Source organism: Mixta hanseatica, assembly GCF_023517775.1.
GTDB classification, from domain to species: domain Bacteria; phylum Pseudomonadota; class Gammaproteobacteria; order Enterobacterales; family Enterobacteriaceae; genus Mixta; species Mixta hanseatica.
The window spans coordinates 2,267,914-2,288,911 of the sequence record NZ_CP082904.1 but is presented as its reverse complement, the minus strand read 5'-3'; the positions used below and the strand labels follow the sequence as shown (position 1 = coordinate 2,288,911).

The following is a 20,998-nucleotide window of genomic DNA, read 5'->3' as shown; positions in this document are numbered from 1 at the left end:
CCGGCTACGGCAAGGAAAGTGATTCCTTACCGCCAGCAATATCACCACTCGACGCAGATTTTACCCAGGTGGGCACCGCTTTGCAGGTAGGTGAAGGCCTCGCTGAGCGCTTCATATTTGAAGGTACGGTCAATAACCGGCTTGCGGTTCATTATCTCCAGGGCTTTGACAAAATCAGCCTGATCCTGGCGGCTTGCCACAATCACGCCTTTGATCTGTACCTGTTTCGCCAGAAGAGAAAATACCGACACGGCGGCCTCATCGCCTGAAAGAATACCAATCTGCGCAATATGACCGCCCACTTTGATGGATTTCAGGGACTCATTCAATGTTGCCGGGCCGCCCACTTCCACCACGTGGTCTACGCCAAACCCCTGCGTCATTTCGAGAACTTTATCTCCCCATTCAGGCGTAGTTCTGTAATTGATGGTCTCATCAGCGCCCAGCTGCCGGACAAAGGCAAGCTTTTCATCGGAGGAAGAGGTAGCAATGACTTTGGCCCCCATTGCTTTAGCTATTTGCAGGGCCGCGATGGAAACTCCACCGGTACCCTGAACCAGCACCGTTTCTCCTGCTTTAAGGTGGCCATCTGTTACGAGCGCCCGCCAGGCCGTTAAGGCAGAGGTGGTGATGGTCGCTGACTCTGTGTGGCTCCATCCCTTCGGCGCATGAGTGAAGGCACTTTCCGAACGTACAACATATTCACTGGCCATGCCATCAACACCGTCGCCGGGCGTATGGGTAAAGCCGCTCACAGCGGGTATAGGCCTGCCTGCCAGCCAGATGGGGAAAAATGTGGAGACTACATGATCGCCCACTTTGAACGCTTCAACGCCTTCTCCCACTTCTTCTACGATGCCCGCACCATCTGACAGCAAGATCCGGCCGTCTTTGGTGGGAAACTGTCCAGTTGCAACAATCAAATCATGATAATTCAGGGAGCTGGCTTTAACAGCAACTCGAATTTCGCCTTTGCCGGGCCGGCCCGGATCAGCGATATCTGACACGGTAATGTTTTCCAGACCGCCGGGCGCTTTGAGCGTTACTGCTTTCATGATAAATCTCCTGTAACAGCATAAGTTTTATGTAATAACCGGTTGAACAACATAAATCATAGGGTCACTTTGTTGAACCCGGTCTTTTTTGTTACATGGAACCATTATAGAGACGGTGAAAATGCCGCAGTATAAAAATTACGATGCTGTAGCCTGCCCGGGTGCAGCCCCTCTTGAACTCATTGGGGAAAGGGCATGTACCACACAGGGTACATTTCTGTGCTTTAAAGCAGCGAAATGCTTTTATCGCAGCGCATACCATTCTTTATGCTTCAGCGGTGTTGTCATGGCGCCAAGGATGTCGGATAACACATTGACCAGGATCACCAGGCTACCCACCACCATCACGCCGGCGGAAATTGCGGCGTAATCCTGCTGGCGAATAGCGTTGATCAACCAGCGGCCCAAACCCGGCCAGCTAAACACCACTTCGGTAATCATCGCCAGCGTCAGCATGGTGGCAAACTGCAGGCCCAGACGCGGAATGACCGGCGGCAGCGCATTATGCAGCACATGACGTCGGATCACCGTAAAGCGTGATAGCCCACGGGTAGCGGCCGCTTTAATATAATTGGCGTCAATCACCTCGCTGGTGCTGTTGCGCAGCAGACGGATCACTTCCGTGGTGGGCGCAATTGCCAGCGTGGTGACCGGCAGCACCATATGCAGCAGCACATTGGTCAGCATCTCCCGGCGCCAGGGCGAGTCGCTGATAAATGCATCAATCAGCGCGAAGCCGGTTACCGATTTCATTTGATACAGCAGATCGATACGGCCGCTAACCGGCAGCCAGCCGAGATTCAGCGAGAAAAACAGCGTCAGCAGCAGCGCCAGCCAAAATACCGGCATCGAAAAACCAAGCAGGGAAAAGGCGCTAATCACCCGATCCTGCCACTTATTACGCATCACGCCGGCGATAATCCCCAGCGGGATGCCCACCAGCAGCGCCACGCTAAAAGCCAACAAACAGAGCTCCAGCGTGGCGGGAAAAACCTCACGCAGCTGTAAATTGATCGATTGTCCGTTAATGCTGGAGACGCCAAAATCAAGCTGGAAAACGCCGGTAAACCAGAACCACCAGGCATCCAGCAGTGAAGCGCCCTGCAGCGGCGCATGCGGCGTAAAGTAGCTCAGGCTGAAGGCCACCAGCGTCAGCATAAACAGCGTCACCACCAGCAGCACCAGGCGGCGCAGCGTATAGATAATCACGGTTTCGACTCCTCGCCGTTGTTGCGATGAACGCCCGCAAAAGAGGCATTGCCAAACGGGCTTAACACCAGCCCCTGTATATCGTGTCGGTAGGCCTGCAAACGCAGAGAAGAGGCGAGCGGCAGCACCGGCAGCTCGCGTGCCAGTATCTGTTGGGCGCGGTCGTAATGCTCAATGCGCGACGCCAGCTGTTGCGAAAGCAGCGCCTGCTGTAGCGCCGCGTCAAATTCAGTATTGCACCAGTGCGCATAGTTCGTCTGGGAATTAATCGCTGCGCAGCTGAGCAGCGGACGGAAAAAACTGTCCGGGTCGTTACTGTCGGTCGCCCAGCCGGTCAGCGTTAGATCGTGGTTCATTTGCATCAGACGCGCCTCCTGAAAACGCCCCTCTACCGCCACGATAGAGACGCTTACGCCAATCTGCGCCAGATCGGCCTGAATCAGTTCGGCGGTTTTCAACGGGCTGGGGTTCCAGGACTGCGAGGCGGAAGGCACCCACAGCGTCAGTTCCAGATTCTCCACTCCCAGCTGTTTAAGCATTTCCCGCGCCTTATCGGGATTGTATTCGGTGATCCTGGCATCGCTGTCATAAGCCCAGGAGGCGCGCGGCAGCACCGAGGCGGCGGTTTCTGCCGTACCGTAATAGATTGACTCCATCAGACGTTCGTTATTAATCGCCAGCGCCAGTGCCTGACGCACCTCAACGCGATCCAGCGGCGCTTTGTTGGTATTGAATGCCAGATAGGCGATATTCATTCCCGGACGCAGCGTCAGCCGCAGACGCGGGTCGTCACGCAGAATGGTAAGCTGGCTGGCGGCGGGATAGGCCAGTACATCGCATTCGCCGGTCAGCAGTTTCGATAGCCTGCCGGTGCCGCCTACGCCCATATCAATCACCACCTGCGGCATCCGCGGCACGCCTTTCCAGTAGTGCGGGTTACGTGCCAGCCGTACATACTGCCCGGCACGGTATTCATTTAGCATAAAAGGCCCGGTGCCGACCGGCTGGCGATCCATCTCTTCCTGGCGATCGCGCGCCGTCAGCTGCTGAGCATATTCTGCAGATAATACCGGCGCGTAGTGGGTAGCCAGATGCCACAGGAAAGAGGCATCCGGACTTTTCAGACGGATCTCGACGGTATCGTTATTAATTTTTTTAACGCTTTTCACCGCGTCGGCATACTGCAGGCTATCAAAATAGGGATAGTCGCCGCCGTTAACGTTATGCCACGGATGGTGACGATCGAAAATGCGCGCAAAGCTGAACACCACGTCATCGGCGTTCATGGCGCGGTCGGGGGTAAACCAGGCGGTTTTTTGAAAAGAGACATGATGGCGCAAATGAAAGCGGTAGGTCGCGCCGTTATCCAGGGTTTCCCAACGCTCCGCCAGTTCGGGTATCAGACGATAGGTATAGGGATCGACATCCAGCAGACGATCATAAAGCTGCGCGGAAAGCGTATCAACCACCAGCCCGCTACTGGCCAGCTGTGGGTTAAACGTATTCATGACGCCGCTGACGCAATAGACGAAACCGCCGTTACGAATATCTTCTGGCGTCGCGGCATGGCTGGCCGCACTGAACAGCAACACGCCTGACAGCAGCCTGGATAATAATTTCAACATAGGAAGTTAACATTCAATGGATGACAGGCTGAGTGTATCGCACTCTGCAGGTTGTCCCAAAGTTTGGCGGGGCGGCCGCTGTTTTTTCCACCATTTGGCGTTCGCTGCGGCGAAGGAAACCCAGACTCTGTGTGGTAATGAGAAGAATTCTCAACAAACCGCTTTACAAACGATATTGAGAATGATTACTATTCATTTGCGCTTCAACGGTGGCTCTACCGAAGAAGAGCACGACATTGCTCACATTGCTTCCAGTATTACTTGCCCGCCTGTGCGGGCTTTTTTTTGTCCGCTTTTCCAGGAAATTTCAGATCTGACCGGCTTTTTGCGATCTTTTTCACCACGGCCTGTAGGCTCAGCGGTGAAAACTATTAAGGAGAAGCAAATGAAAATTCAATCTGTCTTATTGCTGGCTGGTCTGGGGATGATGGGCAACGCGCTGGCTGACGCGCCGCGTAACCCGATTAGCGTTCACGTGCTAAATACCCAGACCGGGAAACCTTCCTCAGGCGTTAAAGTAGATCTGGAGCAGCAGCAGAGCGGTAAATGGGTTACGTTGGCAAGCAAAATCACCGATAAAGATGGCCGAATCGGCGCCTTCTATCCGGAAGGCAATACGTTCAGCGCGGGTCAGTACCGGGTCACCTTCCATACCGGCGACTATTTCCAGCAACAACATCAGTCGACTTTCTTCCCGGATGTGCCGGTGAATTTCCAGGTCTCCAATACGCAAGAGCATTACCATATTCCACTATTGCTGAGCCAGTATGGGTTCTCCACTTACCGCGGCAGCTAACGCTGCGCTATCGGAGCGCCACAGTCGGTGGCGCTATTTCATCCTGATCACCGCCTGCATCCTTCCCTGCGAATAATTCTTAAAAATGCTGAACTAAATCAGCCTTCTGCTTTATCAGACGTTCCATCATACTTTTCCCGGCACGACTGCGCTTTAATTGATAACCAGCAAGATATATAAATTTCTTTGCTCTATTTTGACGCGTGAGGGGCGATGCGCCGTGAGGGCGAGGCGAGGCCATCGTTGCGCTGGTCTCCGTGGCGCGCCCCGCAAAGGTCGATTATCAAGGGATGAATCATGCTGATTTCAGTACAAACATTGCGCGCGCTGGCGGCGCTGATGGTGGTCATGCAGCATATCGCTGACAAAGCAGAACAATATCGTAATGATGCGCTTAATGATTTTCATATTGGCTCGTTTGGCGTGGATCTCTTTTTTATTATCTCTGGCTACATTATGTGCCATGCCACCAGCCAGAAAAGGGTGAGCTGTACGCGCTTTATCGCCAACCGGATTAAACGAATAATCCCGCTTTATTGGATCGTTACCGCCGCGGCGCTGGTGGTCTATCTGGTAGCGCCTTCTATGGTTAACGCTTCTGGTGGCGAGACCAGTATTTTCTCTTCCTGGACGCTGATCCCTACGGGAAACAAGCTGTTAGTGCAGAATGGCTGGACGCTAAGCTATGAACTTGTCTTTTACCTGATTTTTGCGCTGTTTTTGCTGACGAGCGCTTTGCGCAAGCAGATTGTTTTCTCCTCCCTGGCGCTAACGATAATGGTGCTGCTGGGGCTATATTTCCAGCCGCAGCAGCCGACGCTAAAGTTTTTAACCGATAAAATTTTCGCTGAATTTATTTTAGGTATGCTGGCTTTTATCTTTTTGCGCCGGGTACCGTTGTCGTCAGCGCTCTCTCTGTTGTTGCTGGCAGTTGGCGTAGTCTTACTTATTCTGCAAAACCACTACGGGGTTTACGCTTCTTCAGCGGGCAGGGTACTCAGCGCTGGCGTGCCGATGCTATTAATTTTTATCGGCAGCGTGGGATTGGAATCCGTTATCGGCAACAGCGTTTTCCCGGGAAAGAACGGCGCGATCCTGTTAGGAAATGCCTCCTATTCACTCTATCTGATTCATCCTTTTATTCTTTCGCCCGGCGCCCTGATCCTGCATAAGCTGCAGCTGGCGCAAAACCAGCCGCTGTTCGTATTGCTGCTGCTTGTCAGCGCGCTGATTGCCGGCGTGCTGACATGGCGCCTGATCGAGCAGCCGATCAACGCCTGCTTTACGCAGAAAAAGCTGACGGCGACGAAGCCGCTTGCGGGTTGAGGTCGCCGACATTTATACCGGGCGCGGCGTCATTTCATGCTTCTTTAGCATGGCGCGCCACTGGTGATAGGTCACACCCAACAGTTCTGCCGCACGGCGCTGATTGAATTTAGCCTGCTGCAAACTTTTTTCCATCAGCGCTTTTTCCTGGTGTGACTGCCATTCTCTGAGGTCGAGCGGAAGTGCCGGGAGAGAAAGCGCATCCGAGGGGGCGGAAAGCGCCTGAGAAGAGAGGGCTGCCGCCTGTTGCGGCATCGATGGATGCTCTGCCGCCTGCGGCTGCACCGCACTTCGTGACGCGAAAGGATTGATAATGATCTCATCCAGTTCTTCATCAACTGAGGCATGACGATAAACGGAACGTTCCACCACGTTTTTCAGCTCACGAATATTACCCGGCCAGGGGTAATCGAGCAGCGTCTGCTGCGCGCCGGCAGAAAAACCTGGGAACAGCGGCAGGCCCAGCTCGCGGCACATCTGAATGGCAAAATGATCGGCCAGCAGCAAAATATCACTGCGGCGCTCGCGCAGCGGTGGCAGCTGCACCACATCAAACGCCAACCGGTCCAGCAGGTCGGCGCGGAACTGCCCTTGCTGCGCCAGTTCCGGCAGGTTAGCGTGCGTAGCGCACACCAGGCGTACGTTCACCTGCAACGACTGATTGCCGCCTACGCGCTCCAGTTGCCCATATTCAATCACCCGCAGCAGTTTCTCCTGCACCAGCATCGGCGCCGTCGCCAGTTCATCCAAAAACAGGGTGCCGCCATCGGCACGCTCAAAACGCCCCAAATGACGCTGCCGCGCGCCAGTAAAAGCGCCTGCTTCATGGCCAAACAGCTCGGAATCCAGCAGATTTTCATTCAGCGCCGCGCAGTTAAGCGAAATAAACGGGCCCTGCCAGCGTTCGGAAAGATAGTGCAGGCGGCTGGCAATCAATTCTTTACCGGTGCCGCGCTCGCCAATTACCAGTACCGGCTTATTCAGCGGCGCCAGGCGCGAAACCTGTTCCAGCATCTCCAGAAAGTTATTGGCTTCGCCCAGCAGATTCTCGTTCGCTTCGCTCATGGCTATTTTCACTAAAAGTTGGTTTTAATAACCACTATAGGAACGATTGCTCGCAGGGTCAAAAATAAAAGTTTAATAATAACAATGAATTAAAAGTTGGCACGGAACTTGATAAGTAAGACACAACAGCGTGATTAAGCGCTAAAAACTGGAGGAGTAAATTATGGGTATTTTTTCTCGTTTCGCCGATATCGTAAACGCCAACATCAACACGCTGCTGGATAAAGCGGAAGATCCACAAAAAATGGTGCGCCTGATGATTCAGGAAATGGAAGATACGCTGGTTGAAGTGCGTTCCACCTCTGCACGCGGCCTGGCGGAACGTAAACAGCTGCTGCGTCGTATTGAACAGGCGCAAATCCAGCAGAATGAATGGCAGGAAAAGGCTGAGCTGGCGCTGCGTCGGGACAAAGACGATCTGGCACGCTCCGCGCTGATTGAAAAACAGAAGCTCACCGAACTGGTTGCTTCACTGCAGCAGGAAGTGACGCAGATTGATGAAACTCTGGCACGGATGAAAGGCGAAATTGCCGAACTGGAGAAAAAGCTGGGTGAAACCCGTGCGCGCCAACAGGCGCTGACGCTGCGTCACCAGGCGGCTTCCTCTTCTCGCGATGTGCGCCGTCAGCTGGATAGCGGCAAGCTGGATGATGCCATGGCGCGCTTTGAATCTTTTGAGCGCCGTATCGACCATATGGAAGCGGAAGCGGAAAGCCATCGTTTTGGTAAAAGCAAAACGCTGGATCAGCAGTTTGCCGAACTGAAAGCGGACGATGAAATCGGCGAACAGCTGGCGGCATTAAAAGCGAAAATGAACCGCAGCGAATAACGCCGGGCGGTCACGCCCTGCTGATGGCAGGGCACGCTTTACCGTTTAAGCCGATGTGCCCTGAGAGGGCGACACCTTCAAGGAGAGAGAATGAGCTCACTATTTCTTGCCATACCCCTGACTATTTTTGTGCTGTTTGTTGCACCGGTCTGGCTGTGGCTGCATTACAGCAATCGTCAGAACGGCGCCAGCCTCTCTTCCGGCGATATGCAGCGTCTGCAACAGCTGACGCAGGATGCGCAGCGCATGCGTGAACGCATTCAGACGCTGGAAGAGATCCTCGACGCAGAGCATCCGAAATGGAGGCAGCCATGAATAAAAGCCGATTCAGTGGAAAAAAACTGTGGCGTATTCCGCAGCAGGGGAAGGTTAAAGGCGTCTGCGCCGGCATCGCCCATTATCTGGATATTCCAGTTACCCTGGTCCGGGTGATTGTGGTGCTGTCGATGATATTCGGCCTGTTTATGTTTACCTTGATCGCCTACATCGCGCTCAGCTACGTGCTGGAGCCGATGCCGCCTCATGCGGAACAGGCAACGCCGCTGCGGGCGGATGAGCTGCTCGACGCGCTAAGCGATGAAATGGCGCAGAACGAACACAAGCTGCGTCAGCTTGAGCGTTATGTCACCTCAGAAACCTTTAGCGTGCGCAGTCGTTTCCGTCAGCTTTAAAACCGGGCTGCGTCCGCTACGGTCCGGGCAGCCAGTTATCACGATAAGGAGTGGTATGTCGAATTTTCGTCAGCGCGCAATCCGCGCTACGCCCGTGCTGAAACGCGCAGGCAAACAGCTTCTGATTCATGGCCTGATGCTGGCGCCGGTCGGCATCAGTGGTTGGGCGGTAAAAGCCGTCGCGCGTAAGCCGCTACGTTTGCTGATCGCCTTTGCGCTGGAGCCGCTGCTGAAAAAGGTCGCCACCCGTCTCGCCTCTCGCCTGCGCTGATCCGGCGCGGCGCCTCTCACATTATCCGTTCTTTTTGCATTACACTGATGGTCAATCTGCCGGGATGCCTGCTGTTATCCCGGCCTGTTTTTGCTGCAGCAGGGACGAGCCTGATGAAACGACTTCAAAATGAACTGGCGGCATGGGTAAATCGCGGCGTCGATCGGCACTTACGGTTGGCGGTAACCGGCCTGAGCCGCAGCGGTAAAACCGCCTTTATTACTTCGCTGGTTAATCAACTGTTGAACACGCACGGCGGCGCACGTCTGCCGCTATTCTCCGTGGTACGCGAAGATCGCCTGCTGGGCGTCAAGCGGGTGCCGCAGCGTGATATGGGCATTCAGCGTTTTACTTACGATGAAGGGCTGGCGCAGCTCTACGGCAGCCCGCCCGCGTGGCCGACGCCGACGCGCGGCGTCAGTGAGATGCAGCTGGCGCTGCGCTTCCGTTCGCAGGATTCGCTGCTGCGTCACTTCAAACAAACCGCCACCCTTTATCTGGAAATTGTGGACTATCCCGGCGAGTGGCTGCTCGATCTGCCGATGCTGGCGCAGGATTATTTAAGCTGGTCGCGTCAGATGAACGGTTTACTGCAGGGCGATCGTGCGGCGTGGGCCGCAGAGTGGAAACGGCTGTGCGCTAAGCTCGATCCGCTGGCACCGGCGGATGAAAACCAACTGGCGGAGATTGCCGCCGCCTGGACCGCTTATCTGCTGCGCTGTAAGCAGGAAGGACTGCACTTTATCCAGCCGGGGCGTTTTGTCTTGCCGGGCGAGATGGCGGGTGCGCCCGCGCTGCAGTTTTTTCCCTGGCCACAACTCAATGAGGTTGACGAGGCGCGGCTGGCGCAGGCGGATAAAGGCAGCAACCTTGCCATGCTGCGCGCTCGTTATGACTACTACTGTCAGCATGTGGTGAAAGGTTTTTATAAAAACCATTTCCTGCGCTTCGATCGCCAAATCGTGCTGGTGGACTGTCTTCAGCCGCTCAACAGCGGGCCGCAGGCATTTAACGATATGCGCCTGGCGCTGACGCAGCTGATGCAAAGCTTTCATTACGGCCAGCGCACACTGTTCCGCCGTCTGTTCTCGCCGGTGATCGACAAGCTGCTGTTCGCAGCGACCAAAGCGGACCATATCACCGCCGACCAGCATGCTGGTCTGGTATCGCTGCTACAGCAGCTGGTACAGGACGCCTGGCAAAATGCGGCATTTGAAGGCATTAATATGGATTGCATCGGCCTGGCCTCGGTGCAGGCGACGCAAAGCGGCATTGTGGATCACCAGGGTGAAAAAATTCCCGCCCTGCGCGGGCATCGGCTGAGCGACGGCGCGCCGTTGACGGTCTTTCCCGGCGAGGTGCCGTCGCGCCTGCCGGAACAGCGCTTCTGGCAGGAGCAGGGATTTCATTTTGAACAATTCCGGCCGCAGCAGTTGAATGTTGATCGGCCGCTGCCGCATATTCGTATGGATGCCGCGCTGGAATTTTTACTGGGAGATAAACTGCGATGAGTCAACCGCCGTTAAAAACGCGCATCGATTTTGCACAGCCGCTGGAAAGCGAAAAGGAAAGCGTGGTGAAGCCCGCACAGCATTTTGACGCTGCGGACGATCTTCACTTTACCCTACAGCAGGAGAACGATCCGCTGCTGGAAGAGCCGCGCGGCGAGCAGGCAGTTGAAGCCGCCCTGCGGCCGAAGCGCAGTATCTGGCGGCGCATCGCCATGGCCGGCGTTGGTCTGTTTGTGGCCAGCACGGTCGCGCAGGGCGTGCAGTGGATGCTGGATGCCTGGCATAGTCAGGCATGGTTTGCGCTGGGCGCTGGCGCGGCCGGGCTGCTGATTATCCTGGCGGGCGTCGGCGCGCTGGTGACGGAATGGCGGCATTTGTATCAGCTGCGTCAGCGCGCCGAAGAGCGTGAAGTTGGCCGCGAGCTGCTAAACAGCCACGGAATGGGGCGCGGCCGTGCATTCTGTGAAAAGCTGGCGCAGCAGGCGGGGCTGGATCAGGGGCATCCTGCATTACAGCGTTGGCAGGCTGCGTTGCATGAAACGCATAATGACCGGGAAGTGGTCGCGCTTTATGCTCAACTGGTGCAGCCAGTGCTTGATCGCCAGGCCCGCGCGGAAATCGGGCGAAACGCCGCCGAAGCGACATTAATGATTGCCGTCAGCCCGCTGGCGCTGGTGGATATGGCCTTTATCGCCTGGCGCAACCTGCGCATGATCAACCGTATTGCGGCGGTGTACGGCATCCAGCTTGGCTATTTCAGCCGTATCCGCCTGTTTCGCCTGGTTTTGCTGAATATCGCTTTTGCCGGCGCCTCTGAACTGGTGCGCGAAGTGGGAATGGACTGGCTGTCGCAGGATCTGGCCGCCAGGCTTTCCGCCCGTGCCGCGCAGGGGATTGGTGCGGGCCTGTTGACGGCCCGGCTGGGCATTAAGGCGATGGAGCTGTGTCGGCCGCTGCCGTGGATCGACGATCGCCCCAAACTCGCCGATTTCCGTCGTGAGCTGCTTAATCAGCTTAAAAAGTCCTGATCCCGACGCGTAGTCATTCTGCCGCTGAGCCCTCAGCGGCATAAAACCACAAAACAGAGCATTAACATGGTACTGTTCTGTCAGTTGTAGAGAATTTGTTATAAACCTCTAAAAAATGGCGGAAGCGCATGATTATCTCTAACACTTCCGCTACACTCCTGTTCGCCGTTGCCGGTCTCTGTCAACTTATCCTGACAGATCGCTTCTGGCTTATCGCAAGTTGGCGTATTATTTCCTAATTCGCTGTTACCAAACTCAATAAGGCCACCCAATGCGTTTGGAAGTCTTTTGTCAGGACCGAATTGGTCTCGCCCGTGAATTGCTCGATCTGCTGGTAGAACGCAGCATCGATTTACGGGGTATCGAAATTGCGCCGATAGGCCGCATTTACCTTAGTTTTTCCGCTATCGCCTTTGAGCAATTTAGCCAGTTGATGGCGGAAATTCGCCGCATCCCTGGGGTGACGGACGTTCGCACTATCTCTTATATGCCCTCCGAGCGCGAGCACCGGGCGCTGAGCGCGCTGCTCACCGCCATGCCGGAGCCGGTAGTCTCCATTGATATGAAAGGCAAAGTAGAGCTGGCGAACCCGGCGGCGCACAGCCTGTTCGATCTGGATGAGCATAAAATACGCAACCATACCATCACCTCGCTGATTTCCGGCTTTAACTTTACCCGCTGGCTGGAAAGCGAGCGGATTGAAGCGCAGACCCAGCACGTGGTGATCCATGGCCGCGACTTCCTGCTGGAGGCGCGTCCGGTCTATACCGCGGAAGAAGAGGGCGCCACGCTGCCGGTCGGCGCGATGGTAATGCTAAAATCAACCGCGCGGATGGGACGCCAGCTGCAAAATCTGGCGGTTAACGATGACAGCGAATTTCAGCATATCGTCGCGGTAAGTCCAAAAATGCGTCAGGTTATTGAACAGGCGCGCAAGCTGGCCATGCTGGATGCTCCGCTGCTGATAGTCGGTGATACCGGCACCGGTAAAGATATGCTGGCGCGCGCCTGTCATCTGCGCAGCGCGCGCGGTAAAAAACCTTTTCTGGCGCTGAACTGCGCCTCGCTGCCGGATGACGTGGCGGAAAGCGAGCTGTTTGGCCATGCGCCGGGCGCTTACCCTAACGCGCTGGAAGGCAAAAAAGGGTTCTTTGAGCAGGCTAACGGCGGCTCGGTGCTGCTGGATGAAATTGGTGAAATGTCGCCGCGCATGCAGACCAAGCTGTTGCGCTTTCTGAACGATGGCACTTTCCGCCGCGTCGGAGAAGAGCATGAGGTGCATGTTGACGTGCGGGTGATCTGCGCCACGCAGCGTAACCTCACCGAACTGGTGCAGCGCGGCGAGTTTCGTGAAGATCTGTTCTATCGCCTGAACGTGCTGACGCTGAATCTGCCGCCGCTGCGCGATCGGCCGCAGGATATTTTGCCATTAACCGAGCTGTTTGTGGCGCGCTTCGCCGACGAGCAGGGCGTAGCGCGTCCGCGCCTGTCGCCGCAGCTGAACGCTTTTCTGGCGCGCTATAACTGGCCGGGCAACGTGCGCCAGCTGAAAAACGCCATTTATCGCGCGCTGGCGCAGCTGGAAGGGTATGAACTGCGCCCGCAGGACATCATGCTGCCGGAATTTACCGAACAGCTGGCGCTGGATGAGCAGGCGATGGAGGGCTCGCTGGACGAGATCACCAGCCGCTTCGAACGTTCGGTGCTGACGCGCCTCTATCTTTCCTATCCCAGCACGCGCAAGCTGGCGAAACGACTGGGGGTTTCTCATACCGCTATCGCTAATAAGCTGCGTGAATATGGACTGAGTCAGAAAAAGGGCGAGCCGGAAAGCTAAACGCGGCGTTATTAGATAAGTCTCGGGCGCTTCCGGCGCCCGCTGGCGATATCGGGGTGCTTGCTATGGTTATACAGGAATGGATGGCAGAGGTTTATTCAAGCTTATTAATTTCATCATTGTTTCTTAATATCTATTTTCCCTTACCTACACTGAAAAAACCTGTTTGTCCCGGTTGCTGAAAACGGTCATTACGGCATTCTTATCGATGCAGCGCAGCTCGCTTTTTATTTCATCAAAGCAGAGCCGCTCATCAATTATATCTTTTTGATAACCCTCACCAAACAGAAAAATGGTGGCCCAAAAAGTGCCATCCTCATCAAGATAGGGGGCGTTATACTTCTCTTTTAGCATAGCGCGATTTTCCAGCCACCAGTTGATTTTCCCCCTATCGGTAAAAGGGAAGTTTTTAACTAAAATATCGGTGAAACCGTTTTTATGATGAGCCGCGATAATTTCTACCGGACGCAAAAAGAGCCAGAGCAGGTAAACCAGCAGCGCGGCAGCAGCCAGCAGCAGAACAGCGCGTTTTTACTTATCTGCATTGGGCCCTCCGGTAATTTCAATATCGGCACTCATATTGGTCATAAAAGGCTTAAAGCCAAAGTGATCCTGCACCTGATAATGCACTCGTGCATAGTAGCGATTTTTCTCAATAAGTAAGGACTTTAGCGTAATATGGGTAGCCCAGGTATCGTGAACGCTAATGCCCATTCCGTTAAAGCTGTCCTGTAATCTGTTAAACTTAGGCAGACGCCCTTCCTGAATGCTCTCTTCAAGTTTGTATTTAAGTCCCGATGGAAAACAGCCGTTTTCCCAGTTAATATTTTCAGTCAGGGTATTGCTTATTTTTATAAGCGTACTGTTTTCAATAATATATATAATTTATTACTAAGTAGAATTAACGGTAATATGATACGTTAATTAAATGACGTGTGGAATAAAGATGGCTTGATAAAGGTAAGGCGCGTGGCGCTATTAAAAATATCGCCCCGGCGGGGGCGATAACGTTATCTTTGGCTTATTTCAGCGCGGCCAGCGCAGCATCGTAATCTGGCTCGGTGGTAATTTCATTGACCAGCTGGCTATACAGCACCGTATCGTTTTCATCCAGCACCACAACCGCACGCGCCGTCAGGCCTTGCAGCGGACCATCAGCAATCGCTACGCCGTAGTCGTCTTTAAAGTTGCCGCCGCGCAGAGTGGAGAGGGTCACCACGTTTGACAGGCCGTCGGAGCCGCAAAAGCGCGACTGGGCAAAAGGCAGATCGGCAGAAATACACAGCACCACGGCGTTTTCCATTTCGCCTGCCAGCTGATTAAACTTACGCACCGACGCGGCACATACGCCGGTATCAATGCTGGGGAAAATGTTCAGTACTTTGCGCTTACCAGCATACTCAGCAAGGGAAACATCAGCCAGATTTTTGGCAACTAATGTGAACGGCTTCGCTTTTTCGCCTGTCTGCGGTAGCTGACCTGCTACGCTAACCGGATTACCCTGAAAATGAACGGTCTGAGACATAATCTATCCTTTTACTTTTGCTTAACAAGATTAACAGTGTAAAGGAACGAGCAAAGGTGAGACAGTGAAATTATACAGCAGACAAAACCGGTTATCGCCAGCAGCGCCCGCTGTTTTTCGCAGTACCTGGCGCTGAACGCCTCTTCTGACTAACGAGAGAAAAATATGAGGACGGTTAAAGTTTATCCTGAAGCCTGGCCGCTTAATAAGCCGTTTGTTATTTCACGCGGTAGCCGTGAGCAGGCTGGCGTGGTGGTGGTAGAGCTGGAGGAAAATGGCGTCAAAGGCGTGGGAGAATGTACGCCTTATCGCCGCTATGGCGAAAGCGAGGCATCAGTACTGGCGCAAATTAGCCTGCTGCTGCCGCAGCTGGAGCGGGGCCTGACGCGGGAAGCGTTACAGGAAGCCTTGCCGGCAGGCGCGGCACGCAACGCGATTGACTCTGCACTGTGGGATCTCGCCGCCCGTCAGCAGAAGCAAACGCTCTGCCAGCAGCTGGCTGTCACGCTGCCTGGTCGGGTGAGCATGGCGCAAACCGTGACGCTGGATACGCCGGAATCTATGGCCAGCAGCGCGCTGGCGCTCTGGGAAAACGGCGCCAGGCTATTAAAAATTAAGCTGGACGATCACCTGATTACCGAACGGCTGATGGCGATCCGCAGCGCGGTGCCTGAGGCGCGGTTGATTGTCGATGCTAATGAGTCCTGGCATAGCGAAGGGCTGGCGGCGCGCTGCCAGCTACTGGCGGACCTGGGTGTTGAAATGCTGGAACAGCCGTTACCGGCCAGTGAGGACGAGGCGCTGGCGAATTTTATTCATCCTTTGCCAGTCTGCGCTGATGAAAGCTGCCACACGCGCAGCAGCCTGCCGGCTCTGCGTCAGCGCTATGAAATGATCAATATCAAGCTGGATAAAACCGGCGGCCTGACCGAAGCGCTGGCGCTGGCTAAAGCGGCGGAAGAGGCGGGTTTTACGCTGATGCTGGGCTGTATGCTTTGCACATCGCGCGCGATCGGCGCCGCGCTGCCGCTGGTACCGCGCGCCAGCCTAATCGATCTCGACGGCCCGACCTGGCTGGCGGCGGATGTGGAGCCGGGTCTGCGCTTTAGCAGCGGTGAAATCGATCTTACCGCCGCGAGCTAGCGTCTTTTCCCGAGGCGCGTTCAGGTTTCAGGGCTGCCAGTGAAGCAATCCCGTTAAGGCGGGCAGATAACGTTCCGTCGCCTCATCGGCGGAAATCGGCGGCAGTTCGACGGTGATGCAGGGCAGGCCGATATCCGCGCACCAGCTGCCGAACGATCCGGGCGTGCTGTAGCCGACGCTGGAGACCAGCGGCAGCCCCATCTGTTCAGCCAGCCAACCGCCGAGCGGGCTATGCTGGGGATCCTCAATACAGGCCAGCGGCTCATGCAGGGAAACCACCCAGGCGGGGTGCAGTGTATGAATCAGCTGGCAGAGCGCTGCGGTCTCCGGCTCCGATGCCGCCCGCGTGCCGGTAGAGAGCCGCACGTCGCGCTGTTCGGCTATGCTGTTCCAACGATAGACCGTATCGCCAGACTGCCAGTTCGCCGCTGGAAAGTTACGGTTCAGATCGACGCCGTTGGCATTGGCGCGTAAGCCGAGCTGGCAGCCGTCGGGATTAACCGCCAGCACCAGATGATGCCGTCGCAGCTGTGCGGGTAGCGTACGCAGCGCGCAGGAGAGGGTAACCAGCGCGGCGCCTTCATCGCCGTGGGTGCCGGCCAGAATTAGCCCGCTGTCGCGTTGCGCCAGCGGCGCCGGGAACCACAGCAGCGGCGCGCCCAGCACCGACAAACCGTAATGCCTCATTTCCGCCTTCAGCGCGCCGCGTTGTGAACGCGGCTGTTGCATAGTCATCATTCGCTCCTGTGAAAAAGGTCGCAGAACCGGCGGTACGGCCTCCGCAATAAGCAAAACAGCTGGTTCAGGATCAATTATTTGCGTTAGAGTGCCGGTTAGCATAAGAGACGAAAACGCTTTGCCAAACCGGCAGCTTTAAGGGTAGGACAAGATGAAATCATTTCGCATAGCGCTGGGAGCCTTTTTAACCGCCACGCTGATAAGCGCGGCGCAGGCCGCGCAGGTACCGCCCGGCACCCAGCTGGCAGAACGTCAAAACATTGTGCGTCATATTAAAGATGAACCGGCGTCGCTCGATCCGTTGAAAGCGGTGGGGCTGCCGGAAATTCAGGTGATGCGCGATCTGTTTGAAGGGCTTACTAACCAAGATGCACAGGGAAAAATCGTGCCGGGCGTGGCGCAAAGCTGGCAGAGTAATGATAACCAAAGCTGGGTATTTACCCTGCGGTCGGATGCGCGCTGGTCAGACGGCTCGCCGGTAACGGCCCATGATTTCGTCTATAGCTGGCGGCGGCTGGTAGACAGTAAAAATGGGTCGCCTTTTGCCTGGTTTGCCGGGCTGGCGGCGATTCATAACGCAGAAGCGATTACCCAGGGGAAACAGCCGCCGGAAAGCCTGGGCGTCATCGCGCTGGATAACACGCATCTTAAGGTGACGCTGGATCGGCCCGTCGCCTGGTTCCCCAGCCTGACGGCGCATGTCAGCCTGTATCCGGTGCCGCAAAAAGTGATTGCCAAATGGGGCGATGCCTGGACGAGGCCGGGCAACCTGGTCGGCAACGGCGCTTATCAGCTACAGCAGCGCGTGGTCAATGAAAAAATCGTGCTGGTGCGTAATCAGCACTACTGGGATAACGCCCACTCAGTACTGAATCAGGTAACTTTTTTGCCGATTAATGAAGAGTCCAGCGCCACCAAGCGCTATCGCGCCGGGGATATCGATATTACCGAGTCCTTCCCGAAAAACCTTTACGGCATGCTGAAGAAAACCCTGCCGGATGAGGTGTATACCCCCGATCAACTGGGCACCTACTATTATGCGTTTAATACGCAGCGCGGGCCCACCGCCGATGCGCGCGTACGCCGGGCGCTCTCCTGGAGCATTGACCGTCGTATTATTGCCGAGAAAGTGTTGGGCACCGGTGAGAAACCAGCCTGGCATCTTACCCCGGAAGTAGTGGCCGGTTTTCATCCCAAACCCTCTGTTTTGCAGCAGCATTCGCAGGCGGAGCTGAATGCCCAGGCGAAAGCGCTGCTGGCTGCGGCTGGCTATGGCCCGAATCGGCCGCTGCGGCTAACCCTGTTGTATAACACTTCGGAAAACCATCAAAAGATTGCTATCGCCGTAGCCTCAATGTGGAAGAAAAATCTGGGCGTTGAGGTGAAGCTGCAAAATCAGGAGTGGAAAACCTACATCGACAGCCGCAACAGCGGCAATTTCGATGTTATCCGCGCCTCGTGGATTGGGGATTATAATGAGCCTTCCACCTTCCTGAGCCTGCTGACCTCCAGCCACAGCGGCAATATCGCTAAGTTTCACCATACGGATTACGATGCCGTGCTGGCCAAGGCGAGCCGTGAAAACAACGAGCAGGCGCGCAATGAAGATTACAATCGCGCCGAGCAAATCCTTGATGAGCAGGCGCCGATCGCACCGATTTATCAATATACCAACGGGCGTTTAATCAAGCCCTGGGTGAAGGGTTACCCCATCAACAACCCCGAAGACGTCGCCTACAGTCGTCAGCTCTATATCCTCAAGCACTAAAACCGGCGGGGCGACCATAGCGTTATCACAGACGCAATGGCCGCCTCGTTGCTCGCTTATCTGGCGCGCAGGCCGCGCTGCGATTCATTCTGCGGTACGTCTGTCGCTGCACGGGATTGATTCTGCCTGGCGTCAGGCTAGACTGTATCGTTTGCATTCAGCTGATTATGAGGCATGACGTGAACGTCATTGAAGGAAAAGCGCTACAGGTGTCAGATGCGATTATCGCCTGTCAGCTTGACGGGCAGGGCGGACTGATCCCGATTGAAGATAAAGATGTGATTCATTGCGAGCGCCCCTGCTGGCTTCATCTGAACTATACCCATCGCGAAAGCGCCGAGTGGCTCTCTTCTACGCCGCTTATTCCGGATGCGGTGCGCGATGCGCTGGCAGGAGACAGTCTGCGGCCGCGCGTGAGCCGACTGGGCGACGGCTTTATGATTACGCTACGCAGCGTGAACCGCAACAGCGACTCTCGGCCCGAGCAGCTGGTCGCCATTCGGGTTTTTATCAACGATAAGCTGATTGTTTCTACGCGGCGGCGCAAGGTTAACGCTATCGATGAAGTGCTGGCTGAGCTGCAAAACGGTAATGGCCCGGTCGATGGCGGCAGCTGGCTGGTGGAGCTGTGCGATGTATTGACCGATCACACCAGCGAATTCATTGAGGACCTGCAGGATAAAATTATCGAGCTGGAAGATGCGTTAATGGATCAGCGCGTACCGGCCCGTGGCGAACTGGCGCTGCTGCGCAAGCAGCTGATTGTGATGCGTCGCTATATGACGCCGCAGCGTGATGTCTATGCGCGGCTGGCCAGCGAAAAGCTGGGCTGGATGGATGATGACGAACGGCGCCGCATGCAGGAGATTGCCGATCGCCTTGGACGCGGCCTGGATGATTTAGCCGCCAGCGTGGCGCGCACGGCGGTGCTGGCGGATGAGATTGCCTCGGTAATGCAGGAGGCGATGAACCGACGCACCTATACCATGTCGCTGCTGGCGATGATTTTCCTGCCCACAACCTTTCTTACCGGCTTGTTCGGCGTGAACCTCGGCGGCATTCCGGGCGCAGAAAGTCACTATGGCTTTGCGATTTTTTGCCTGATGTTAGTGTTGCTGGTGGCAGGCGTTGCCCTGTGGTTACACAAACGTAAGTGGCTATAGGGAAAGCAAACAGACAAGCGGAAAAGGGGGAAAAAGCTGATCGACGTCAATAAACCCTCAGCGGGGCTGGGGCAAACTCTCTCTCGCAGGTGAATGCAACGTCAAGCGATGGGCGTTGCGCTCCATATTGTCTTACTTCCTTTTTTTGAATTACTGCATAGCACAATTGATTCGTACGACGCCGGCCTTAAAGCCGGCTTTTTTTTTGCCGCTTCGCCATCCTTGCATAATTTCTCCTAAGCTTAAAAAAACCAGGCAAAATAAGGAGGACATTATGTCGACTTCGAGAATGACTAACCGGATCTCCGCTTCCGACCCAATACCGACCGATCCGGTGCCGGTACCAGAGCCTATCCCACAGCCGCAGCCAGTTCCTGACCCTATGCCGGATCCAGAACCCATCCTTGATCCGCCGCCGCATATGAAATAGCTAACCGCAAGTCGGGCGCCATAGCGGATGTCCCCGCAATGGCGCCAGCGAGCTTATTTTATCTCAAGAATATCCAGCCGCTCTCCAACCGGCGCATCATCTTCTTCATCCGGCTGCCAGCCAGCCGGCTGTAACGGCAAAGATTCGCGATCGAAGGCGAGATCGCCGCCATCCACTACTTCGCTGCCGTGTTGAATCGCTTTAAAATCAAACAGCGAAGTATCCGCCAGATGGGAAGGCACCACGTTTTGCATCGCGCTGAACATGGTTTCAATCCGTCCTGGATAGCGCTTATCCCAGTCGCGCAGCATATCCGCAATAACCTGACGCTGCAGATTAGGTTGCGAACCGCACAGGTTGCACGGAATAATCGGATACTGGCGGGCAATAGCAAAGCGCTCGATATCTTTTTCACGGCAGTAGGCCAGCGGACGAATGACAATATGTTTACCGTCATCGCTCATCAGCTTCGGCGGCATGCCCTTCATTTTCCCGCCATAGAACATGTTTAAAAACAGCGTTTGCAAAATATCGTCGCGGTGATGCCCCAGCGCGATTTTGGTGCAGCCCAGCTCCGTCGCGGTACGGTAAAGAATGCCGCGACGCAGACGCGAACAGAGCGAGCAGGTGGTTTTCCCTTCAGGGATTTTATCTTTAACGATGCCGTAGGTATTTTCTTCGACGATTTTATATTCAACACCAATAGATTCCAGATACTGCGGCAGCACATGTTCCGGGAAGCCAGGCTGTTTCTGATCGAGGTTAACCGCAATCAGAGAGAAATTAACCGGCGCGCTCTGCTGCAGGTTGCGTAAGATCTCCAGCATGGTGTAGCTGTCTTTCCCGCCGGAAAGGCAAACCATAATGCGATCGCCTTCTTCAATCATATTGAAATCAGCGATCGCTTCGCCCACGTTACGGCGCAGACGTTTCTGCAGCTTGTTCAGGTTGTATTGTTCTTTCTTGTTAGCTGGTTGATTTTCTTGCATTTGATCTTATCTCGGGAAC

General features: G+C 55.2%; 22 protein-coding genes. 13 read left to right on the top strand and 9 right to left on the bottom strand.

Features of this window, described 5'->3' with window-relative positions:
• Positions 1-41 precede the first annotated feature (41 nt).
• From K6958_RS11020 to sapA, 3 genes are all read right to left on the bottom strand, one after another.
• Complete coding sequence (locus tag K6958_RS11020; RefSeq protein ID WP_249891156.1) at positions 42-1,055, bottom strand: zinc-dependent alcohol dehydrogenase family protein; 1,014 nt, start codon at positions 1,053-1,055, stop codon at positions 42-44.
• A gap of 243 nt (positions 1,056-1,298) precedes the next feature.
• On the bottom strand, positions 1,299-2,264 hold the full coding sequence (gene sapB, locus K6958_RS11015; protein ID WP_249891155.1) for a putrescine export ABC transporter permease SapB: 966 nt from the start codon (positions 2,262-2,264) through the stop codon (positions 1,299-1,301).
• Positions 2,261-3,889, bottom strand: a complete 1,629-nt coding sequence (gene sapA, locus K6958_RS11010) for an ABC transporter substrate-binding protein SapA (RefSeq protein WP_249891154.1) — start codon at positions 3,887-3,889, stop codon at positions 2,261-2,263. The genes sapB and sapA overlap by 4 nt, the downstream gene beginning before the upstream one ends.
• Positions 3,890-4,274: 385 nt before the next feature.
• On the opposite strand from sapA, the gene uraH reads away from it, so the two are divergent.
• Together uraH and K6958_RS11000 are read left to right on the top strand one after the other, a co-directional pair.
• On the top strand, positions 4,275-4,685 hold the full coding sequence (gene uraH / locus K6958_RS11005) for a hydroxyisourate hydrolase (RefSeq protein ID WP_249891153.1): 411 nt from the start codon (positions 4,275-4,277) through the stop codon (positions 4,683-4,685).
• A gap of 297 nt (positions 4,686-4,982) precedes the next feature.
• Complete coding sequence (locus tag K6958_RS11000) at positions 4,983-6,011, top strand: acyltransferase family protein (protein ID WP_249891152.1); 1,029 nt, start codon at positions 4,983-4,985, stop codon at positions 6,009-6,011.
• A 12-nt stretch (positions 6,012-6,023) separates the two neighbouring features.
• Here the strand turns inward: K6958_RS11000 and pspF are convergent, their stop codons facing one another.
• A complete protein-coding gene (gene pspF, locus K6958_RS10995) occupies positions 6,024-7,076 on the bottom strand; it encodes a phage shock protein operon transcriptional activator (RefSeq protein ID WP_249891151.1) in 1,053 nt (350 codons plus the stop codon).
• A 163-nt stretch (positions 7,077-7,239) separates the two neighbouring features.
• Here pspF and pspA point away from each other — a divergent pair, with 163 nt between their 5' ends.
• The 7 genes from pspA (at position 7,240) to tyrR (ending at position 13,223) form a co-directional block, all read left to right on the top strand.
• Positions 7,240-7,905 (top strand): phage shock protein PspA, encoded by a 666-nt coding sequence (pspA, locus tag K6958_RS10990; protein WP_249891150.1) that lies wholly within the window; start codon positions 7,240-7,242, stop codon positions 7,903-7,905.
• A 90-nt stretch (positions 7,906-7,995) separates the two neighbouring features.
• Positions 7,996-8,220, top strand: a complete 225-nt coding sequence (gene pspB / locus K6958_RS10985) for an envelope stress response membrane protein PspB (RefSeq protein WP_249891149.1) — start codon at positions 7,996-7,998, stop codon at positions 8,218-8,220.
• Positions 8,217-8,576: an envelope stress response membrane protein PspC gene (pspC, locus tag K6958_RS10980; protein ID WP_249891148.1), complete on the top strand. Its 360-nt coding sequence runs from the start codon at positions 8,217-8,219 to the stop codon at positions 8,574-8,576. The genes pspB and pspC overlap by 4 nt, the downstream gene beginning before the upstream one ends.
• Positions 8,577-8,631: 55 nt before the next feature.
• The gene (locus K6958_RS10975) at positions 8,632-8,847 is read left to right on the top strand and encodes a phage shock protein PspD (protein WP_249891147.1); all 216 of its coding nucleotides are present in this window, start codon (positions 8,632-8,634) and stop codon (positions 8,845-8,847) included.
• 113 nt (positions 8,848-8,960) lie between these two features.
• Positions 8,961-10,358: a YcjX family GTP-binding protein gene (locus tag K6958_RS10970; RefSeq protein WP_249891146.1), complete on the top strand. Its 1,398-nt coding sequence runs from the start codon at positions 8,961-8,963 to the stop codon at positions 10,356-10,358.
• Positions 10,355-11,386, top strand: coding sequence for a YcjF family protein (locus K6958_RS10965; protein WP_249891145.1), 1,032 nt, complete (start codon positions 10,355-10,357; stop codon positions 11,384-11,386). Before K6958_RS10970 ends, K6958_RS10965 begins: the two co-directional genes overlap by 4 nt.
• Before the next feature lie 271 nt (positions 11,387-11,657).
• Positions 11,658-13,223 carry a transcriptional regulator TyrR gene (gene tyrR / locus K6958_RS10960; protein ID WP_249891144.1) on the top strand — a complete coding sequence of 522 codons (1,566 nt, stop codon included), beginning with the start codon at positions 11,658-11,660 and terminating at the stop codon, positions 13,221-13,223.
• Between the two features lie 147 nt (positions 13,224-13,370).
• Here tyrR and K6958_RS10955 read toward each other — a convergent pair whose 3' ends face one another.
• From K6958_RS10955 to tpx, 3 genes are all read right to left on the bottom strand, one after another.
• Entirely contained in the window at positions 13,371-13,694 is a 324-nt protein-coding gene (locus tag K6958_RS10955; RefSeq protein WP_249891143.1) for a DUF943 family protein, read from the bottom strand.
• 60 nt (positions 13,695-13,754) lie between these two features.
• Positions 13,755-14,048: a DUF3289 family protein gene (locus K6958_RS10950; protein ID WP_434085215.1), complete on the bottom strand. Its 294-nt coding sequence runs from the start codon at positions 14,046-14,048 to the stop codon at positions 13,755-13,757.
• A gap of 196 nt (positions 14,049-14,244) precedes the next feature.
• Positions 14,245-14,748 carry a thiol peroxidase gene (gene tpx, locus K6958_RS10945; protein WP_249891142.1) on the bottom strand — a complete coding sequence of 168 codons (504 nt, stop codon included), beginning with the start codon at positions 14,746-14,748 and terminating at the stop codon, positions 14,245-14,247.
• A 165-nt stretch (positions 14,749-14,913) separates the two neighbouring features.
• On the opposite strand from tpx, the gene ycjG reads away from it, so the two are divergent.
• Positions 14,914-15,891 (top strand): L-Ala-D/L-Glu epimerase, encoded by a 978-nt coding sequence (gene ycjG, locus K6958_RS10940; RefSeq protein WP_249891141.1) that lies wholly within the window; start codon positions 14,914-14,916, stop codon positions 15,889-15,891.
• 27 nt (positions 15,892-15,918) lie between these two features.
• On the opposite strand, the gene mpaA is transcribed toward ycjG, so the two are convergent.
• Entirely contained in the window at positions 15,919-16,626 is a 708-nt protein-coding gene (gene mpaA, locus K6958_RS10935; protein WP_249894668.1) for a murein tripeptide amidase MpaA, read from the bottom strand.
• 154 nt (positions 16,627-16,780) lie between these two features.
• Between mpaA and K6958_RS10930 the strand changes: the two genes are divergently transcribed.
• The 3 genes from K6958_RS10930 (at position 16,781) to ynaL (ending at position 19,990) form a co-directional block, all read left to right on the top strand.
• Positions 16,781-18,397, top strand: coding sequence for a peptide ABC transporter substrate-binding protein (locus K6958_RS10930; protein ID WP_249891140.1), 1,617 nt, complete (start codon positions 16,781-16,783; stop codon positions 18,395-18,397).
• A gap of 179 nt (positions 18,398-18,576) precedes the next feature.
• Positions 18,577-19,560: a zinc transporter ZntB gene (gene zntB, locus K6958_RS10925; RefSeq protein WP_249891139.1), complete on the top strand. Its 984-nt coding sequence runs from the start codon at positions 18,577-18,579 to the stop codon at positions 19,558-19,560.
• Between the two features lie 274 nt (positions 19,561-19,834).
• Complete coding sequence (ynaL, locus tag K6958_RS10920; protein WP_249891138.1) at positions 19,835-19,990, top strand: proline-rich small protein YnaL; 156 nt, start codon at positions 19,835-19,837, stop codon at positions 19,988-19,990.
• Between the two features lie 53 nt (positions 19,991-20,043).
• On the opposite strand, the gene ttcA is transcribed toward ynaL, so the two are convergent.
• Complete coding sequence (gene ttcA, locus K6958_RS10915; RefSeq protein WP_249891137.1) at positions 20,044-20,979, bottom strand: tRNA 2-thiocytidine(32) synthetase TtcA; 936 nt, start codon at positions 20,977-20,979, stop codon at positions 20,044-20,046.
• Positions 20,980-20,998: the final 19 nt, after the last annotated feature.

Bases quoted from the DNA above. Each gene is read 5' to 3' on its own strand.
- tpx (WP_249891142.1), bottom strand. From the start codon at position 14,748: ATGTCTCAGACCGTTCATTTTCAGGGTAATCCGGTTAGCGTAGCAGGT.
- ynaL (WP_249891138.1), top strand. From the start codon at position 19,835: ATGTCGACTTCGAGAATGACTAACCGGATCTCCGCTTCCGACCCAATA.
- pspB (WP_249891149.1), top strand. From the start codon at position 7,996: ATGAGCTCACTATTTCTTGCCATACCCCTGACTATTTTTGTGCTGTTT.
- mpaA (WP_249894668.1), bottom strand. From the start codon at position 16,626: ATGACTATGCAACAGCCGCGTTCACAACGCGGCGCGCTGAAGGCGGAA.
- pspF (WP_249891151.1), bottom strand. From the start codon at position 7,076: ATGAGCGAAGCGAACGAGAATCTGCTGGGCGAAGCCAATAACTTTCTG.
- K6958_RS10970 (WP_249891146.1), top strand. From the start codon at position 8,961: ATGAAACGACTTCAAAATGAACTGGCGGCATGGGTAAATCGCGGCGTC.
- K6958_RS10965 (WP_249891145.1), top strand. From the start codon at position 10,355: ATGAGTCAACCGCCGTTAAAAACGCGCATCGATTTTGCACAGCCGCTG.
- uraH (WP_249891153.1), top strand. From the start codon at position 4,275: ATGAAAATTCAATCTGTCTTATTGCTGGCTGGTCTGGGGATGATGGGC.
- tyrR (WP_249891144.1), top strand. From the start codon at position 11,658: ATGCGTTTGGAAGTCTTTTGTCAGGACCGAATTGGTCTCGCCCGTGAA.
- sapA (WP_249891154.1), bottom strand. From the start codon at position 3,889: ATGTTGAAATTATTATCCAGGCTGCTGTCAGGCGTGTTGCTGTTCAGT.
- ycjG (WP_249891141.1), top strand. From the start codon at position 14,914: ATGAGGACGGTTAAAGTTTATCCTGAAGCCTGGCCGCTTAATAAGCCG.
- K6958_RS11020 (WP_249891156.1), bottom strand. From the start codon at position 1,055: ATGAAAGCAGTAACGCTCAAAGCGCCCGGCGGTCTGGAAAACATTACC.
- pspA (WP_249891150.1), top strand. From the start codon at position 7,240: ATGGGTATTTTTTCTCGTTTCGCCGATATCGTAAACGCCAACATCAAC.
- K6958_RS10930 (WP_249891140.1), top strand. From the start codon at position 16,781: ATGAAATCATTTCGCATAGCGCTGGGAGCCTTTTTAACCGCCACGCTG.
- pspC (WP_249891148.1), top strand. From the start codon at position 8,217: ATGAATAAAAGCCGATTCAGTGGAAAAAAACTGTGGCGTATTCCGCAG.
- ttcA (WP_249891137.1), bottom strand. From the start codon at position 20,979: ATGCAAGAAAATCAACCAGCTAACAAGAAAGAACAATACAACCTGAAC.
- K6958_RS10975 (WP_249891147.1), top strand. From the start codon at position 8,632: ATGTCGAATTTTCGTCAGCGCGCAATCCGCGCTACGCCCGTGCTGAAA.
- K6958_RS11000 (WP_249891152.1), top strand. From the start codon at position 4,983: ATGCTGATTTCAGTACAAACATTGCGCGCGCTGGCGGCGCTGATGGTG.